The sequence below is a fragment of the Sphingopyxis sp. QXT-31 genome (assembly GCF_001984035.1).
GTDB lineage: Bacteria > Pseudomonadota > Alphaproteobacteria > Sphingomonadales > Sphingomonadaceae > Sphingopyxis.
This window is the reverse complement of record NZ_CP019449.1, coordinates 3,383,210-3,399,627: the sequence shown is the minus strand read 5'-3', so window position 1 is coordinate 3,399,627 and position 16,418 is coordinate 3,383,210. Positions and strand designations below refer to the sequence as shown.

The following is a 16,418-nucleotide window of genomic DNA, read 5'->3' as shown; positions in this document are numbered from 1 at the left end:
GCGCGCGCCTCAAACCCCAAGCCAGTCGAGGCCTGCGGGCAGATCGTCGCGCGAATAATCGACTTGCAGTACGCGCCGCCTGGCCGGCACCGCTGCTGCTTTCGATCCGTGGATGATCGGCGTCGCATAGGCCCAGATATCGCCCGCAGCCGCCAGGCAGGGCCGCTCACCGAGGCGCGACGCCACGGATTCGATCTCGGATTCCGCAATGCGCCCCAGCTTGTGCGAGCCCGGCACGATCAATAGCGGGGCATTGTTTTCGGGAACATCGTCCATATGAACGCGGAGCGTGACCATTCGCGACAGGAGGTCGAAAGGCGGCGCAACATGCTGCATCCCGCCCTTGATCGTCCATGGCCCGTAACCATCGACATCGACCCGTTCGCGAACGCTGATCGTCCGGTCCTGATGCCAGCCAAGCGACCAGTTGGTCTCGGCTGTCTTGTCGAACAGGATCGCGCGCACCGGCCTGCTGCGTGAGCCGATCAGCGACGCCGCGATCGCGCCGACAGGCCCCTCCGGCGCCAGGTGCGGTCGCAGCCCATCGATACCGTGAAGCCGGATGCCAGCAACATGTTGCGGTTGATCGTAAAATAATTCGCGGAGCTCAGTCAACACGTCAGCCGCTGCACCCGAATATAGCCAGGCACCGTCGCGCGCGAAGTCGAAAGAGGAAACTTCCATCTGGTCAGCCTGCCAGATAGCCTCGCGCCACCAAATCACGCTCCAGCGTCGCCGCATCGACGAACTGATGCCCAGCAATTCCAACCGATTCGGCGCCCGCAACATTTTCCGCGACATCGTCGATGAACAAGGCCCCCGCCGGGTCGATGCCGAATCGCTCGATCGCGAGGCGGTAGATCGCGGGGTCGGGTTTCATCAATTTCTCGGTGCCCGAAACGATGATATCGCGGAACCGCTCGAACACCGGTTGCGTTGGGCGAAAGCCCTCCCAGAAATCATGGCCGAAATTGGTGATCGCGAAGAGCGGCACGCCCGCGGCGTCGAGCCGCGCGACCAGTTCGAGGCTGCCCGGCACCGGCCCGGGGATCGTCTCGTTGAAGCGCGTGCCATAGGCATCGATCAGCGCAGCATGTTCGGGAAATTCGGCCTTGCGCTCGGCGACCATCTCGGCGGCGGGGCGTCCCGCGTCGTGCTGGAAATGCCACTGCGGCGTGATGACGTTAGCGACGAACCATTCGAGCTCGCCCGGATCGGCGATCAGCTTGCCGAACAGATGGCGCAGGTCCCAGTCGAACAGCACCTTGCCGACGTCGAAGATCACGCAGCGGTCGATCATGCGCCCCCCGGACACGCGAAAGCGCCGCCGGAAGGATCCGACGGCGTTACGCGGTTCAGCAAAAGCAAACGGGGCAGATTTGCCCCGCGCAGGGGCATCAGCCCTGGCGCGCTTTGAAGCGGCGGTTGGTCTTGTTGATCACATAGGTCCGGCCGCGACGGCGGATCACGCGGTTGTCCCGGTGGCGGTCCTTCAGCGACTTCAGGCTGTTGCGAATCTTCATGGCTTTGATTTCCGTAAAACTTGGCGTTGCACGCGAAGCGGCGCAACTATGGGGATGGGCAGGAAAAGTCAACCGGGGTTCGTGGCTTTCGTGCGGTTGGCGGATACCAAAGAAGGTTCACACGGAAACGCCGACGAAAAGGGTTTCACGCAGAGGGCGCCGAGGGAGGAGAGACCGCAGCGAGAAGGAATGAGAGCGGCAAAGCCGCCAATCTCTCTTTCCTCGGCGTCCCCGCGCGTCCGCGTGAATTCCTTCTCCTCTGCGATCTCTTTGATCTCTGCGGTCTCTGCGTGAAACTTTTATCCTGAGGTCAGGCCGCGAGGCGGCGTTCGACCAAAGCGCGTTCCCACGCCAGCGCGTGCGCGACGATCGTGTCGAGGTCGGCATAGCGCGGCTGCCAGCCGAACGCGGCGCGAATCGCGCCATTGTCGGCGATCAGCGCGTCGGGATCGCCCAGCCGCCGGTCGCCGAGGCGACGCTCGATCTTGCGATTCGTCGCACGGTCGACGGCATCGAGCACCTCGAGCACCGAAAAGCCGCGGCCATAGCCGCAGTTGAGCTTGTGGCTGACGTCGGGCGCCGCGATCAGCGCGTCCAATGCGAGCAGATGCGCCGCGGCCAAGTCGCTGACATGGATATAGTCGCGCACCCCGGTGCCGTCGGCGGTCGCGAAATCGGTGCCGAAGACGTCGACATGGCTGCGGCGGCCGAGCGCGGCCTCGACCGCGACCTTGATCAGGTGTGTCGCCCCCGCGGTCGACTGGCCGCTGCGCGCCTTGGGATCGGCGCCCGCGACGTTGAAATAGCGGAGCGCGCAAAAGTTGAAGTCGTGCGCCGCCGCGACGTCGCGCAGCATCGCCTCGGTCATCAGCTTCGACATGCCATAGGGGTTGATCGGCCGCTGCGGCGCGTCTTCGCGCACCGGGATCGCATCGGGGATGCCGTATGTCGCGGCGGTCGAGGAGAAGATGAAATGGCGCACCCCGGCATGCACCGCGGTGTCGATCAGCGCGCGGCTGCGCGACGAATTATTGTCGTAATATTTGAGCGGGTTGGTCACCGATTCGGGGACCACGACCGACCCCGCGAAATGCATGATCGCGCCGACGTCCTGTTCGGCGACGATGCGCGTGACGAGCGCCGCGTCGGCGATATCGCCTTCATAGAAGACCGCACCCTGGGGCACCGCCCAGCGGAAGCCGGTCACGAGATTGTCGAGCACCGCGACGCGCCAGCCGGCGTCGAGCAGGGCGAGCACGGCGTGGCTGCCGATATAGCCGGCGCCGCCGGTCACGAGGACGGTGAAGGGATGCGGCTGTGCGGTCACGCGGTCGGCTCCTTTGGCCGAAACGCTAGCCGCGACGTGGTTAGGAAATGGTTAGCGCCACCTATCAGATCCTCCCCATCGCGGAGCGTTGGGGAGGGGGGCCGCCCGCGAAGCGGGTGGTGGAGGGGTAGCGACGGTTACCCAAAACCCCTCCGTCAGCGCTTCGCGCTGCCACCTCCCCATGGCTTCGCCAAGGGGAGGATCTATTAGCCCGCCAGCGCCTTCTGCCGCCGCCGCTGCACCGACGAGCCATAGCCCATCGCCTCGCGGTACTTCACGACCGTCCGCCGCGCGATGTCGTGGCCCTCGGCCGAGAGTTTCTGCGCGATCGTCTCGTCCGAGAGGATCGCTTTCGCATCCTCGCTCTCGATCATCGCCTTGATCCGGCTCTTGACCGCCTCGGCCGACACCGCGCCATCGCCCTCGACCGCCGAAATGCCCGATGAGAAGAAATATTTGAGCTCGAACAGTCCGCGCGCGCAGCTCAAATATTTGTTGCTCGTCACGCGGCTGACGGTCGATTCGTGCATGCCGATGTCCTCGGCGACCTGGCGCAGCGTCAGCGGGCGCATATGCGCGACGCCGTGGAGGAAGAACCCCTCCTGCTGCTTGACGATCGCGCTCGCGACCTTGACGATCGTGCGCTGGCGCTGGTCGAGCGCGCGCACCAGCCAGTTGGCGCCGGCGAGCTGTTCGGACAGCCACGCCTTGCTCTTCGCCGCGGCGCCCGTCGCAAGCTCGGTGTAGTAGCGCCGGTTAACGAGCAGCCGCGGCAAGGTCCCGCTGTTGATCTCGACCGCCCAGCCCTTCGCGGTCTGGCGCACATAGAGGTCGGGGACGACCGCCTGCGTCACCGACCCGCCGAACCGCAGCCCGGGCTTGGGATCGTAACCGCGCAATTCGCGGATCATGTCGGCGAGATCCTCGTCGTCGACCCCGCAGATGCGCTTCAGCTGCGGGAAGGCGCCCTTGGCGACCAGGTCGAGGTGCGCGATCATCGTCGCCATCGCGGGGTCGTAGCGGTCGGCCTCGCGCGCCTGGATCGCGATGCATTCGGCGAGATCGCGCCCGCCGATCCCCGACGGGTCGAAGCACTGCACCCCCGCGAGCACCGCCTCGACGAGCGCGAGCGGCACGCCGAGCCGCTGCGCGAGTTCGGCGAGGTCGGCGCGCAGATAGCCCGCCTCGTCGATCATCGCGATCAGCTGCTCGGCGATCAGCGCTTCCAGCCCCGAGAATCGCTCGCCGACCTGCGCCAGCAGATGTTCGTAGAGGCTGTCCGATTCCTCGGCGAAGCTGTCGAAATCGATGCCCTCGCTGTCGCCCGACAGGCCGACGCTGTCGCTCGCGCTGTCGTGGTGGAAGCTTTCGGCGCCAAGGTCGACGTCGAGGTCGTCGCTCGCGCCGCCGTCGGCCGCGAGCGCCTGGTCGGCGTCGAGGCTCGCCGCCTCGGCCGCGGGGGCTTCGGGCGCGGGGTCTTCGGGGCCGGCGTCGCTGTCGCCCGACGCGGTGTCGAGCAGCGGATTGCCCTCGAGCGCCTCGGCCAGATAGGCGTCGAGTTCGAGGTTCGACAGCGCGAGCAGCTTGATCGCCTGCTGCAGCTGCGGCGTCATCACCAGCGATTGCGACTGGCGGAGATCGAGGCGCGGACCCAACGCCATCGGAAATTACCTCTATACTTTCCCGTTCGTGTCGAGCCCCTCGACTGCCTTGGCAGGCGCTCGGGATAAACTTCCGGCAAAGCCGGAAGTCGAGACACGTAAAGTCATGCACGAACTCGGCGTGTCTCGACTTCGCTCGACACGAACGGAAACTGGAGGCTTAGTCGACACCGGCACGGCCCCAACCCGTCACAGCGAGAAACCCTCGCCCAGATACAGGCGGCGCACCTCGGGGTCGGCGACGAGTTCGGCCGGCGAGCCCGCGAGCAGCACCTTGCCGTCATAGATGATGCAGGCGCGGTCGACGAGGTCGAGCGTCTCGCGGACATTGTGATCGGTGATCAGCACCCCGATGCCGCGCGTCTTCAGATCGGCGACGAGATCGCGGATGTCCGAAATCGACAGCGGATCGATGCCCGCGAAAGGCTCGTCGAGCAGCATGATCGACGGATTGGCGGCGAGCGCGCGGGCGATTTCGGCGCGGCGGCGTTCGCCGCCCGACAGCGCCATCGCCGCCGACGCGCGCAGCCGCGTCAGGCCGAATTCCTCGAGCAGTTCCTCGAGCCGCCGCTCGCGCGACACGCGGTCGGGCTCGGCGAGTTCGAGCACCGCGCTGATATTCTGTTCGACGGTCATGCCGCGAAAGATCGAGGTTTCCTGCGGCAGATAACCGAGGCCGAGGATCGCGCGGCGGTACATCGGGAGCGCGGTGATGTCGGCGCCGTCGAGCATGATGCGCCCGGCGTCGGGCTTTACCAGCCCCATGATCGAATAGAAGCAGGTCGTCTTGCCCGCGCCGTTCGGGCCGAGCAGGCCGACGACCTCGCCCTTGGCCACCGAGAGCGAGACGTCGGAGAGGACGACGCGTTTGTCGTAGCTTTTGGCGATCGACACGACCGCGAGCCCGTTGCCCGCCGCGGCATCGTCCTGGACATGCGCGACATGGTCGGCGACGCCATGGTCGCCGCCGCTCGGAGGACTCGCAAGAGAGGTATCGTCAGTCATAAGGTCGTCGCTGTCCTCACAAAGTCCCCCCGGCGTTACCCGAGGAGCGCCGCCAAGGTCAATCTGGCAAGATTTTTGCAGGGGCAATTTCTAAAGCCCCTCTCCTTTAGGGCAGGGGTGGAGTGGGGGCTGTCGAGGTTGCGCAAGGCCGCTGGCCCCACCCGCTGCGACTAGGCAGCAAGCTGCCAAGTCTCGCTGCCCTCCCCTAAAGGCTAGGGCGAACTCCGCTCAATGCCCCACGCTTTCCCCGCGCACGACGCCCGACAGCGCCAGCTGTTCGTCGATCGCCGCCATCAGCCGGCCGAGCGCCGCCTCGTCCTTCGCCTCGGCGCGCGCCACGAGCACATCCTGCGTGTTAGACGCGCGGAGCAGCCACCAGCCGTCGTCGGTCAACACGCGCGCGCCGTCGGTGCGGTCGACCTGCGCGCCCGAAGCCGCGAGCCGCGCGAGAACCTCGTCCACAATGGCGAATTTGCGGACCTCGTCGACCTGGAAGCGCAGTTCGGGCGTATTCACCATCGGCGCCATGCCGCCGCGGAGTTCAGTGACGCTCTGTCCAAGCTTCGTCGCCGCCTCGATCAGGCGGATCGCGGCATAGGGCGCATCGTCATAGCCGTAATAGCGGTCGGCGAAGAAGATATGCCCGCTCATCTCACCCGCGAGCGGACTGCCGACCTCCTTCATCTTCGCCTTGATCAGGCTGTGGCCGGTCTTCCACATCAAGGGCTGGCCGCCCAGCTCGGCGACGCGGTCGAACAGCGCCTGGCTCGCCTTCACATCGGCGATCACCGTCGCGCCGGGCCGGTCCTGCAGCACTGCGGCGGCGTAGATCTGCAGCAGCTGGTCGCCCCAGATCACCCGCCCCTCGCCGTCGATCGCGCCGATGCGGTCGCCGTCTCCATCGAAAGCGACGCCGAAATCGAGGTTCCTCTCGGCGACGAGCTTCCGCAAATCCGCCAGATTCTTCTCTTCGGTCGGATCGGGATGGTGGTTCGGAAAATGGCCGTCGATGTCGGTAAACAACAGGAAATGCTCGCCCGGCAGCTTCGCGGTGAGCTTTTCGATGACGGTGCCCGCGGCGCCGTTGCCGGCGTCCCAGCCGATGCGGAAGGCGGTGCCGGCGAAACCCTCGACCAGCCGGTCGACATAGGCGTCGACGATGTCGATGGTCTGCGCCGATCCCTCGCCGCTGTCCCAGTCGCCCGCCGCGGCCATCGCGCCGATCGCCTGGATATCGGCGCCGAAGAACGGACGTCCCTGAAACACCATCTTGAAGCCGTTATAGTCGGGGGGATTGTGGCTGCCGGTTATCTGTATGCCGCCGTCCACTGGCTCGGTTGACGCCGCATAATAGAGCATCGGCGTCGGCCCGAGCCCGACGTTCAGCGCATCGACCCCCGCCTCGTTGATCCCGCGGATCAGGGCCTCGGCGAGCATCGGCGACGACAGCCGCCCGTCGTATCCGACCGCGACCGACTTGCCGCCCGCGCGGCGGATCATCGTCGCGAAGCTGCGCCCGATGGCATAGGCGTCGGCGTCCGACAGCGTGTCGCCGACGACGCCGCGGATATCATATTCGCGCAGCATCGTCGGGTGGAAATCATGGGTCATCGTCGGTCCTCTTGGGGGAGAGAAGAGAGGTCAGGCGGCGGCGAACAGGTCGCCGTCGGGGTGCAGCCGCTGGCGCACGGGCAGGTTCAGTCCCGCCATAGCTTCGCGCAGTTCCTGCCGCGCGACGACATGGCCGATGCCCATGCCGCCGAGATGCGCCTTGTCGAGCAGCGTGAGCCCCGCGGGGAAAAGTTCGCGATAGATAACGCGCTCGCCGAGCCCGGGGATGACGCGGAAGCCGACGCGGCGCGACAGCTGGGTCAGCGCCTCGCCGACGCGGCGCATATTGTGCGCATCGACATGTTGGAGGCGGTTGCGCAGGATGATCCAGTCGATCGTGCGCCCGTCGGTCTTCGCGCGCGCCTTGCGCGCATCCCAGATCAGCTCCGAATAAAAGCTGGGGCGCGTGACCTGGAACGTCTCGGGATCGACTTGGCCGATCAGGTCGAAATCGATGAAGCTGTCGTTGATCGGGGTGATGAGCGTGTCGGCGCCGGTCGCGAGGTGGCGCGCGAAAACATCGTCGCGGCCCGGGGTGTCGGCGACGAAATAATCGGCGCCCGCGGAAAGGCGCGCGACCTGCTCGTCGAGCTCCGCGATCGTCGATCCGGTGAACACCTCGAATTCGGGGGTCGGCAGGTCGATGCCGCGGCGCTTTTCGGTCGCCAAGCGGTTCTCGAGATAGCGGTGAAAGGTGCGCTGGCGCGGGTCGAGATCGAGCCCCGCGACCTTCCAGCCCTGCGCCGCCAGCGCGACCGCAAAATGCACGGCGCAGGTCGATTTCCCGGTCCCGCCCTTTTCATTGGCAAAGATGATGCGGTGCGGCGCGGGGGTCGTCATGGGCGTTGCGATTTTCCTGTCGGCGGCGCATGGGGGCCGCGTGGGTGGCGTATGCGCCGCCATTATCGGAGGCGGGGCAGCCGTGCAAATCATCCGTGACATCGCGATGCTCCGCCGTGCCGTTTCGGCACTGCAGCAGGGCGGCAAGAGCGTCGCCTTGGTCCCGACGATGGGCGCGCTGCACGACGGCCATATGTCGCTGGTCCGGATGGGCAAACGCGTCGCCGATCATGTCGTGGTGTCGATCTTCGTCAACCCGACGCAGTTCGGACCCAACGAGGATTTCGACGCCTATCCGCGCGACGAGGCGCGCGACGCCGCGATGCTGGCGCAAGAGGGCGTCGCCCTGCTCTGGGCGCCCGATGTGGCGACCATGTATCCCGGCGGCCATTCGACGCATATCGAGGTCGCCGAACTCGGCAGCGATTATTGCGGCGCCGCGCGGCCCGGCCATTTCGACGGCGTCGCGACCGTCGTCGCCAAATTGTTCAATCAGGTGCGCGCGGACGTCGCGATCTTCGGCGAGAAGGACTGGCAGCAGCTCGCGATCATCCGCCGCATGGCGCGCGACCTCGACTTCGCGCTCGACATATTGGGCGCGCCGATCGCGCGCGATGCCGACGGGCTCCCGCTGTCGTCGCGCAACGCCTATCTTTCGGAGGCGCAGCGCGCGGCGGCGACCGCCTTTCCCGATGCGCTGAAAGCCGCAGCCGCGGCGATTATGGGCGGCGCCGACGTCGCTTCAAGCCTTGCCGCCGCCGAAAAGGCGATCGTCGCGGGCGGGTTCGACAGCGTCGACTATGTTGCGCTCGCCGACGCCGAAAGCCTCGAACGGCTCGGCGAGTTTCGCACCCCCACGCGGCTGCTCGCGGCGGCGCGAATCGGAAAAACGCGGCTGATCGACAATTATCCGGTCGGCTGATTAACGCTGGAAATGGCAGATTTCTGCCGCTTTCGCCACTTATCCCCGAAAAAGTCGCCGCATCGTTAACGCTTTGTTGACCATGATCCGCAAGGTTCGAACCCGAAGCTTCTCGGTGGGGAGAGGCGACAGGGGGTTATCATGGCCAACAGTCTGAAGTCTGCGCAATATCTGATCGAAAGCCGGCTGCTCGACGCCGCGCGCGGCGACGCCAATGCCTATTTCGATCTCGGCATTGCCTTTTCGACCGGAAGCGGCGGGGTCGACGTCGACCTGATCCAGGCGCATAAATGGTTCAATCTCGCGGCGCTCGGCGGCAACAAGGAAGGCCAGCAATGCCGCGCCGACCTGTCCGACGAAATGACGCGCGAGGAAATCGCGGAAGCGCAGCGTCAGGCGCGCGCCTGGCTCGACGAAACCGCGCGCCGCCCGGCCGCCCGGCGGTTTGCTGCCTGAGGCACGCCTACCTTCCCCGCTCGTGTCGAGCGTAGTCGAGACACGCTTGGGACGCCCCGTGTTCAGCGTGTCTCGACTTCGCTCGACACAAACGGGATTTGAGGTCGGCTCAGACCTTCTGCCGAAAGGGCATATGCCCTTCGAGCCACTCCATTTCCGATTCTTCGGCGCGGCGTTCGGTTTCCAGATAGTCGGCGACCGCGCGCCGGAAACCCGGATCGGCGATGAAATGCGCCGACCAGGTCGCGACGGGGCCGTAGCCGCGCGCGAGCTTGTGCCCGCCCTGCGCGCCCGCCTCGACGCGCTTCAGGCCGCGCGCGATCGCGATGTCGATCGCGCGATAATAGCAGAGTTCGAAATGCAGATAGGGGATGTCGATCAGGCAGCCCCAGTAACGCCCGTAGAGCGTGTCGGCGCCGAGCAGATGCATCGCGCCCGCGACTGCGCGCCCGTCACCGTCAAAGGCGAGGACGAGAATGATATCCTCGGCCATCGTCTGCCCCATCAGGTCAAACGCCTCGCGCGTGAGATACGGCTGCCCCCATTTGCGCGCGCCGGTATCCTGATAGAAAAGCCACATCGCGTCCCAATGCCCGGGCCGGATCGCGGCTCCGCTGAACTCTTCGATCCGTAGGCCATCGACCGCGCGCGCGCGCTCCTTGCGCAACTGCTTGCGCTTCATCGAGGTCAAAGTGGCGAGGAAATCGTCGAAGCTGGCATAGCCGGCATTGGCGAAATGGAACTGGATGTCGCGGCGGACAAGCCAGCCCGCCTCCTCGAACAGCGGCATCTGTTCGGGCGCCACAAAAGTGGCGTGCGCCGACGACAGGCCGTTCTGGCGCACCACGGCCTCGGCGGCGCGGAGCAGCAGGATCGCGTCCTCGTCATTCTTCGCGAGCAGCCGCGGCCCCGGCACCGGGGTGAAGGGCGCGGCGATCTGCAGCTTGGGATAATAATCGCCGCCCGCGCGCGCCCAGGCATCGGCCCAGGCGTGGTCGAAGACATATTCGCCCTGGCTGTGCGATTTGAGGTAAGCGGGCGCCGCGGCGACGAGCGCCCCCCCCTCGTCCTCGACCAGCAAGGGCGCGGCCTGCCAGCCGGTCCCCGGCCCCACGCTGCCCGATCGTTCGAGCAGCGACAGGAAGCGGTGCGAGACGAAAGGATTGCCGCCGTCGTGCAGCGCATCCCACGCCGCGGCGTCGATCGCCTCGACGCCGGTGCCGAGCGAGATGCTGCGCGCGGGCGGGTCGGCCTCGGCCACCAGCGTCCTTAGGCCGGCCGCACCGCGACGATCGCGTCGGCCTCGACCGCGGCGCCGAGCGGCAGCACCGCGACCCCGACCGCCGCGCGCGCATGGCGCCCGGCATCGCCGAACAGCGATTCGAATAATTCGGACGCGCCATTGGCGACCTTGGCCTGGTCGGTGAAATCGGGCGTGCTGTTCACGAAGACGCCGAGCTTCGCGACTTTCTCGACACGCGACCAGTCGCCGTCCAGCGCATTGCCGATCTGCGCGAGCAGCATCAAGGCGCAGCGCCGCGCGGCGTCATAGCCGCCCGCGACATCGACATCGGCGCCGAGCCGACCGGTGACGACCTTGCCGTCGTCGAACGGCAGCTGGCCACTGACATAGAGCATGCCGCCCTGTTCGACGACGGGCACATAGGCGGCGACGGGCGCCGCGGCCTTGGGCAGTTCGAGGCCGAGGTCGGCGAGCTTGGCGGCGATATCCATGTGGGATTCCTTATACGGTGACGGGGGCGGGGGCAGGGATGTTTTCGGTGAGGCGCGCCAAAATCCAGTCCCGCGCCTCGGTCCAGTTGTCGATCCGCGCGTGCGCGTGTTTCGACGGCGCGATCTTGTCCGCGATCGCGGGCTCGCCGACGAGGTGGAGCCGCCACACTTCCGGCGCCTCCTGCGCCACCGATGTGTGATGCCCGCCGAGGTCGTCGATGAACACCGCGACCGAAGGCTTATATTGCTCGATCAGCCGGCGTACGGGTTCGCCCTTGCCGCCGCGGCTGCCGATCACCGGGGCATGGAAACCATGCTCCGCGAGCTGGTCGATCCGGCGCTGTTGATGCTCGGGCCCGACATTGGTGAGCACGACGATGTCGGCGTGCTTCGCAATCTCAGCCATCGCGGCGAGCGCGCCGGGGATCGGATATTGCCGTGTCATCTGGCTGGTGAAAAAACCGTCGAGCAAAGGCCAGACCTCGGCCGCCTCCAAGGGCGTGCCGCATTCCTTGCGCTTGAGCGCGCCGGCGAAGCTCGCATCCTCGATGCGGAACAGCACGCCATGTTCGGCGTCGACCCACTCGGCAAAGGGCACGACCATGTGCATCAGCACTTCGTCGCAATCGGTGATGACGAGCGGGCGGGTCATGTATCGATCCTTTCGTCGCCGGACAGGCGATGGGCAGCGGCAGCGATATCCTCGGGCTTGATGTCGAGCCCGACAGCGCAAGCGACGAGGTCGGCCTCATGCGCGGTCAGAAACGACAGGATCGCCGCAAGCGTCGTCCGTTCGCCGAGCGATTCGCGCAAGGTCTCGGGCGCCAGCCCGGTGAGCGCGACCAGCCGTTCGGCGCGCGGCTCGTCGGTCAGGATCCAGCCCAGCGCGTTCAGCGCCAGCGCTTCGTCGGCATCGTGCAAGGGCGATCCTTCCTTCCCCGGCTTTCCGGTCGCAGCGATTGTTTCCGCGGGCCGCTTCGCCTAAACGGGCCGCAGATACAAGGTGGGGAAGCGATTAATCATGGGCAAGACCATATTGGTGGTCGAGGATAATGAACTCAACCTGCGCCTGTTCTGCGATCTGCTCAACGCCCATGGCTATAGCGCACATCCGGTGCGCGACGGGCGCGATGCGCTCGACAAGGCGCGCGAGCTGACCCCCGACCTGATCATCATGGACATCCAGCTGCCGCACGTCAGCGGGCTCGAACTGATCGGCCAGATGAAGGCCGACCTGATGCTGCGCGAAGTGCCGATCATGGCGGTCACCGCCTATGCCGGCAAGGGCGACGAGGACCAGATCCGCGCCGCAGGGGCCGAGGCCTATGTCTCGAAACCGATTTCGGTGATCAAGTTCATCGAGAGCGTGGGGGCTTTCGCTTGATTGGGAGACCATATGGCTAAGCCGACGTCGATACGATTTTGCGTTCTGCCCGAGAATGCAGAACAGGCAGTGGCCTATCTCGCCGAGCGCGGCTATCCGCCTATAAGGGTCGAGCGCGACGATGAAGGCTTGGCTGTGCTGATACTTCCTGCCGTTTCCGACGACCAACTCTTTGCACTGGGCCAGGCGGTCCCGCTACATCTCAGCGCGAAAGTGGCCATTGCCGGAGCGCTCCCGCCATTTTCCTATACCGAATAGCAGGGATAATCGTTGACCGCGCGTCGGCGGTACATGGTCCGCATTGGCCGTCGGACCGCTCAGACCTTAGCGGCTCTATCGCAATTCGCCCGCTTCCACGGCGCGTCATAGTGCACTGCGACGGCGGTCGCCGAGGCCTCGACCAGCGCGGCGTAGAGCCTGGCGATCCAGTTCGATTCGTTACGGGCATGAGTCATGGGGTGTCTCCTGTGTCCGGGCCGGCAAGGGTGGGGAGGGCGGCCCGGACGCGATTTTTATACGCCCGCCTGCGCGGCGATTGGCGCTGAAATTGATCATATCTGCGACCAATTTTCGCGCTATAGGGCGATTCATGCGAAAAATGCCCGATCTCGACATCTTCGACCGCCGCCTGCTCGCGCTGGTGCGCGAGGATAATCAACAGCCCGCGCGGGTGCTCGCCGACAAGGTCGGACTGTCGCTGTCGGCGGTGCTGCGCCGCCTGCGGCGGCTGCGCGACGAGAAGGTAATCGTCGCCGATATCGCGGTGGTCAATCCAGCGCTGACCGGCTCGGCGCTGACCATGCATGTGCTCGTCCGGATGCAGCAGGCGGGGCCGCAGACTATGGACCATTTCGCGCGCGAGATTGTCCGCCACCCCGAAATCACCGGCGCGTGGGATGTCACCGGCGAGGATGACTTCCTGCTCAAGGTCCAGGTCGGGACGATGGAAGATTACGACCGCTTCACCCGCCGCGCGCTGGGCGAGGACAGGGGCGTGCACAGCTTCACGACGATGATCGCGATCCGCAACATCATCGAGAACGACGTCGCGCGGCGCCCGTTGCGCGAGGGGTGAGGGGTGAGGGGTGGCGGGGTTTTGGGCGCCAACTGCCGAGCCAAGTTATAAATCCCGTTCGTGTCGAACGGAAATGGAGGCCGGCTTGGAAACCACCCCGAACCCGCCCCTTCCCGCGCGCACGAAAAAGGGCGGCGCAACGGCCGCCCTTCGGGATCGCGATCCCCGCTTTCGCGGGACGATGCATTTCCGGCCCGCGCGCTATTAGCGCACGGAGAAATGCATCACTTGATCTTGGCTTCCTTGAACTCGACATGCTTGCGCACGACGGGGTCATATTTGCGCTGCGCCATCTTCTCGGTCATCGTGCGCGGGTTCTTCTTGGTGACGTAGAAGAAGCCGGTGTCGGCGGTGCTCACGAGCTTGATCTTGACGGTCGTCGGCTTGGCCATGGCCCTGTTCCTCGAAAATTTGACGCAGAAACCGGTGGCGGTCGCGGCGCGCGGGACGGTTGGCCCCGACTGATGGTGTGAAAAACAACAGGGCAGCGCGCAAGCACGCCGCCCCCGATAAGCGCGCGCCTCTGACGGGATTCGGCGCTTATGTCAAGCGAAACGAACGAACGACGGCCGGTGTCAGGTGCGCGGCCGCCGCCCGCCCGGGGGAGAGTCAGGCGTTGCGGATTTCGAACCGCACCGTCATCTCCTTCCAGCTTTCCTCGGCGACCCCGCCGCGCGTCGCGGGCTTGAAGCGCCATTTGGCGAGCGCGCGCCGCTTGGTCGCCTCGAAGAAACCGGGGCTGTCGCTGCTGACCAGTTCGACCTGCTTCACCTTGCCGTCGGCGCCGATCAGCACCCGGACCTTCGCCACACCTTCGATCCCCTCGCGCTGCTCGCGCGGCGGATAGTCGGGCTGGAAACCGCCGATATAGCGCTGGTCGAGCTGCGCGAGCACCAGCTTGGGCGGCGGCGCGGGCGGCGTTTCGGGGATCGAGACCGGCCCCGGCTCGGCAGTCGGCGGCACCGGAATCGGGGGCAGCACCGGGGCGGTGAAGTCGCTCGTCGGCGGCGTCGGGACAAGCGGCGGAGCCGCGGACAGCGCGCTTTGCGGCGGCAGCGCCTGGTCGGTGGGGTCGGGGGGCGGCGGCACCGGCTTGTCGAGTTCGATCAGCGTGCCGATGGTCGGCTCGACGATCGGCTTGGGTTCGATGATCATCGGCGACAGCGCGACCGCGACGAGCAGCGCCGCGGACAGGCCGATCGCGATCGCCGCGGCGGCAGGTCGATGCCCGGCGCCCGGGTTGTAACCGCCGCGCTGCAACAGGTCGGGTCCGGCGGGCACTGCGGTTCGGCGTGCCGACAGGACGGACGAAAGCATCGGTATCAGGGTCATGGCCTCTCTCCTTGCCGTGAGCGACCCCGGGCCGCCGCGCTTGTGCTGCTGTCGGCCAGGTCGGAATGATGTGATATTATAACATCCCCACAATTGTCAAGCGGAAAGGTCGGCAAGGCGGCGACGCTGAGAGAAGCTTACGCCGAAAGCCGCGCCACCGCCTGCTCCTGCGCGATCAGCGGCAGCAGTTCGGCCATGTCGGGGCCGTGGTCGCGGCCGGTGAGCGCGCGGCGCAGCGGCAGGAACAGCGCGCGGCTCTTGGCGCCGGTCGCGTCCTTCACCGCGCCGGTCAGCGCGTGCCAGGGGTCGACGCCCCAGTCGATGCCGGGGGCCGCGGCCGCCGCGGCTTCGAGCACGGCGCGATCCTCAGCGGCGGCGGGCGGCGGCGCGAACGGCCCGTCGAACACCGCGACCCAGTCGGCAGCTTCGGCGACGGTCATCAGATTGGGGCGAATCGCGTGCCAGCGCGCGGCGTCGATCGCGGCGGGGAGCCGGGCGGCGACGTCGCCATGGTCCAGCTGATGCACGATCTTCTGGTTGAGCAGCGCCAGTTCGGCCTCGTCGAAGCGCGCGGGGGCGCGACCGAAATGCGCGAAATCGATCGTGTCGATCAGCGGCGCGGCAGTGGTGACAGGCTCGACCGGATCGCTGGTGCCGAGGCGCGCAAGCAGCGCGACGAGCGCGACCGGCTCGATCCCCTGTTCGCGCAAGGCCGCCATGCCGAGCGAGCACAGGCGCTTCGACAATTTGCCCTCGGTCCCGACGAGCAGCGCCTCATGCGCGAATGCGGGCGGCTTTGCGCCGAGTGCCTCGAACATCTGGATCTGCGCCGCGGTGTTCGACACATGGTCCTCGCCGCGCACCACATGCGAGATGCCCATCGCCACATCGTCGATGACGCTGGGCAGCAGATAGAGCCAGCTGCCGTCGGCGCGGCGCACCACTGGGTCGGACATAGTCTTTGGTTCGAAATGCTGCGACCCGCGTACCAGATCGGTCCATATGATCGCCGCCTCATGGTCGAGACGGAAACGCCAGTGCGGCGCCACGCCCTCGGGGACCGGCGCGCCCTCGGGCTTGCGCTCATAGACCGGCGGCAGCCCACGCGAAAGTAGCACCTTGCGGCGGATGTCGAGCTCCTCGGGGGTCTCGTAACAGGCATAGACGCGCCCCGCCGCCTTCAATTTCTCGAACTCGGCCTCGTAAAGCGCGAAGCGCGCCGACTGGCGTTCCTCGCCGTCGATATCGAGCCCGAGCCACGCGAGATCGGCGCGGATCCCCGCGACATATTCCTCCTTCGAGCGCTCGAGGTCGGTGTCGTCGATGCGCAACAGGAAACGCCCGCCATGCTTGCGCGCCCACAGCCAATTGTGGAGCGCGGTGCGGACATTGCCGACGTGGAGGCTGCCGGTCGGCGAGGGGGCGAAACGCGTGGTGACGGTCATGGTCGCGCCTATAGCCGCAATGATCGCAGTGTGGCGACCATCAACTTGCCCCCCTCTTTACCCATCTCTTGCGCCGCCCCGCCGCGATTAACCGCTTCTTCGC

General features: G+C 66.4%; 21 protein-coding genes. 5 read left to right on the top strand and 16 right to left on the bottom strand.

What is annotated here, in order from left to right; translation table 11 throughout:
* Positions 1 to 9: 9 nt before the first annotated feature.
* The 8 genes from BWQ93_RS16405 to BWQ93_RS16370 all read right to left on the bottom strand — a co-directional run bounded on the left by BWQ93_RS16405 (position 10) and on the right by BWQ93_RS16370 (position 7,967).
* On the bottom strand, positions 10 to 768 hold the full coding sequence (locus BWQ93_RS16405; protein WP_232314635.1) for a phytanoyl-CoA dioxygenase family protein: 759 nt from the start codon (positions 766 to 768) through the stop codon (positions 10 to 12).
* Positions 689 to 1,300: an HAD family hydrolase gene (locus BWQ93_RS16400; protein ID WP_077031437.1), complete on the bottom strand. Its 612-nt coding sequence runs from the start codon at positions 1,298 to 1,300 to the stop codon at positions 689 to 691. The genes BWQ93_RS16405 and BWQ93_RS16400 overlap by 80 nt, the downstream gene beginning before the upstream one ends.
* A 97-nt stretch (positions 1,301 to 1,397) precedes the next feature.
* Positions 1,398 to 1,523 (bottom strand): type B 50S ribosomal protein L36, encoded by a 126-nt coding sequence (gene ykgO, locus BWQ93_RS16395; RefSeq protein WP_003046794.1) that lies wholly within the window; start codon positions 1,521 to 1,523, stop codon positions 1,398 to 1,400.
* A 310-nt stretch (positions 1,524 to 1,833) separates the two neighbouring features.
* Complete coding sequence (gene galE / locus BWQ93_RS16390) at positions 1,834 to 2,850, bottom strand: UDP-glucose 4-epimerase GalE (RefSeq protein WP_077031436.1); 1,017 nt, start codon at positions 2,848 to 2,850, stop codon at positions 1,834 to 1,836.
* Between the two features lie 206 nt (positions 2,851 to 3,056).
* Entirely contained in the window at positions 3,057 to 4,511 is a 1,455-nt protein-coding gene (gene rpoN, locus BWQ93_RS16385; RefSeq protein WP_077031435.1) for an RNA polymerase factor sigma-54, read from the bottom strand.
* Between the two features lie 189 nt (positions 4,512 to 4,700).
* Complete coding sequence (gene lptB / locus BWQ93_RS16380) at positions 4,701 to 5,516, bottom strand: LPS export ABC transporter ATP-binding protein (RefSeq protein WP_077031434.1); 816 nt, start codon at positions 5,514 to 5,516, stop codon at positions 4,701 to 4,703.
* Positions 5,517 to 5,744: 228 nt separating this feature from the next.
* The gene (gene pgmG, locus BWQ93_RS16375) at positions 5,745 to 7,127 is read right to left on the bottom strand and encodes a phosphoglucomutase/phosphomannomutase PgmG (protein WP_077031433.1); all 1,383 of its coding nucleotides are present in this window, start codon (positions 7,125 to 7,127) and stop codon (positions 5,745 to 5,747) included.
* A gap of 30 nt (positions 7,128 to 7,157) precedes the next feature.
* Positions 7,158 to 7,967, bottom strand: coding sequence for a division plane positioning ATPase MipZ (locus BWQ93_RS16370; protein ID WP_058806617.1), 810 nt, complete (start codon positions 7,965 to 7,967; stop codon positions 7,158 to 7,160).
* Positions 7,968 to 8,049: 82 nt separating this feature from the next.
* Here BWQ93_RS16370 and panC point away from each other — a divergent pair, with 82 nt between their 5' ends.
* Positions 8,050 to 8,889: a pantoate--beta-alanine ligase gene (gene panC / locus BWQ93_RS16365; protein ID WP_077032469.1), complete on the top strand. Its 840-nt coding sequence runs from the start codon at positions 8,050 to 8,052 to the stop codon at positions 8,887 to 8,889.
* 141 nt (positions 8,890 to 9,030) lie between these two features.
* Positions 9,031 to 9,345 carry a sel1 repeat family protein gene (locus BWQ93_RS16360; RefSeq protein WP_058806615.1) on the top strand — a complete coding sequence of 105 codons (315 nt, stop codon included), beginning with the start codon at positions 9,031 to 9,033 and terminating at the stop codon, positions 9,343 to 9,345.
* A 109-nt stretch (positions 9,346 to 9,454) separates the two neighbouring features.
* Here BWQ93_RS16360 and BWQ93_RS16355 read toward each other — a convergent pair whose 3' ends face one another.
* The 4 genes from BWQ93_RS16355 to BWQ93_RS16340 are packed head-to-tail and all read right to left on the bottom strand — an operon-like array spanning position 9,455 to position 12,000.
* Complete coding sequence (locus BWQ93_RS16355; protein ID WP_077031432.1) at positions 9,455 to 10,606, bottom strand: GNAT family N-acetyltransferase; 1,152 nt, start codon at positions 10,604 to 10,606, stop codon at positions 9,455 to 9,457.
* An 8-nt stretch (positions 10,607 to 10,614) separates the two neighbouring features.
* Positions 10,615 to 11,079 carry a RidA family protein gene (locus BWQ93_RS16350; protein WP_077031431.1) on the bottom strand — a complete coding sequence of 155 codons (465 nt, stop codon included), beginning with the start codon at positions 11,077 to 11,079 and terminating at the stop codon, positions 10,615 to 10,617.
* 10 nt (positions 11,080 to 11,089) lie between these two features.
* Positions 11,090 to 11,731, bottom strand: coding sequence for a hypothetical protein (locus tag BWQ93_RS16345; RefSeq protein ID WP_077031430.1), 642 nt, complete (start codon positions 11,729 to 11,731; stop codon positions 11,090 to 11,092).
* Positions 11,728 to 12,000, bottom strand: coding sequence for a DUF3572 domain-containing protein (locus BWQ93_RS16340; protein ID WP_077031429.1), 273 nt, complete (start codon positions 11,998 to 12,000; stop codon positions 11,728 to 11,730). Before BWQ93_RS16340 ends, BWQ93_RS16345 begins: the two co-directional genes overlap by 4 nt.
* A 100-nt stretch (positions 12,001 to 12,100) precedes the next feature.
* Between BWQ93_RS16340 and BWQ93_RS16335 the strand changes: the two genes are divergently transcribed.
* Positions 12,101 to 12,463: a response regulator gene (locus BWQ93_RS16335; RefSeq protein ID WP_077031428.1), complete on the top strand. Its 363-nt coding sequence runs from the start codon at positions 12,101 to 12,103 to the stop codon at positions 12,461 to 12,463.
* A 12-nt stretch (positions 12,464 to 12,475) separates the two neighbouring features.
* Entirely contained in the window at positions 12,476 to 12,721 is a 246-nt protein-coding gene (locus BWQ93_RS16330; RefSeq protein ID WP_232314634.1) for a hypothetical protein, read from the top strand.
* A 59-nt stretch (positions 12,722 to 12,780) separates the two neighbouring features.
* Here the strand turns inward: BWQ93_RS16330 and BWQ93_RS20915 are convergent, their stop codons facing one another.
* On the bottom strand, positions 12,781 to 12,918 hold the full coding sequence (locus tag BWQ93_RS20915; protein WP_156878267.1) for a hypothetical protein: 138 nt from the start codon (positions 12,916 to 12,918) through the stop codon (positions 12,781 to 12,783).
* Between the two features lie 134 nt (positions 12,919 to 13,052).
* On the opposite strand from BWQ93_RS20915, the gene BWQ93_RS16325 reads away from it, so the two are divergent.
* The gene (locus BWQ93_RS16325) at positions 13,053 to 13,538 is read left to right on the top strand and encodes an Lrp/AsnC family transcriptional regulator (protein WP_077031427.1); all 486 of its coding nucleotides are present in this window, start codon (positions 13,053 to 13,055) and stop codon (positions 13,536 to 13,538) included.
* Between the two features lie 224 nt (positions 13,539 to 13,762).
* Here BWQ93_RS16325 and rpmG read toward each other — a convergent pair whose 3' ends face one another.
* From rpmG to gltX, 3 genes are all read right to left on the bottom strand, one after another.
* Positions 13,763 to 13,930, bottom strand: a complete 168-nt coding sequence (rpmG, locus tag BWQ93_RS16320; protein ID WP_058810591.1) for a 50S ribosomal protein L33 — start codon at positions 13,928 to 13,930, stop codon at positions 13,763 to 13,765.
* A gap of 217 nt (positions 13,931 to 14,147) precedes the next feature.
* Positions 14,148 to 14,870, bottom strand: a complete 723-nt coding sequence (locus BWQ93_RS16315) for an energy transducer TonB (protein WP_083720967.1) — start codon at positions 14,868 to 14,870, stop codon at positions 14,148 to 14,150.
* 137 nt (positions 14,871 to 15,007) lie between these two features.
* Entirely contained in the window at positions 15,008 to 16,315 is a 1,308-nt protein-coding gene (gltX, locus tag BWQ93_RS16310) for a glutamate--tRNA ligase (RefSeq protein WP_077031426.1), read from the bottom strand.
* Between the last annotated feature and the right edge of the window lie 103 nt (positions 16,316 to 16,418).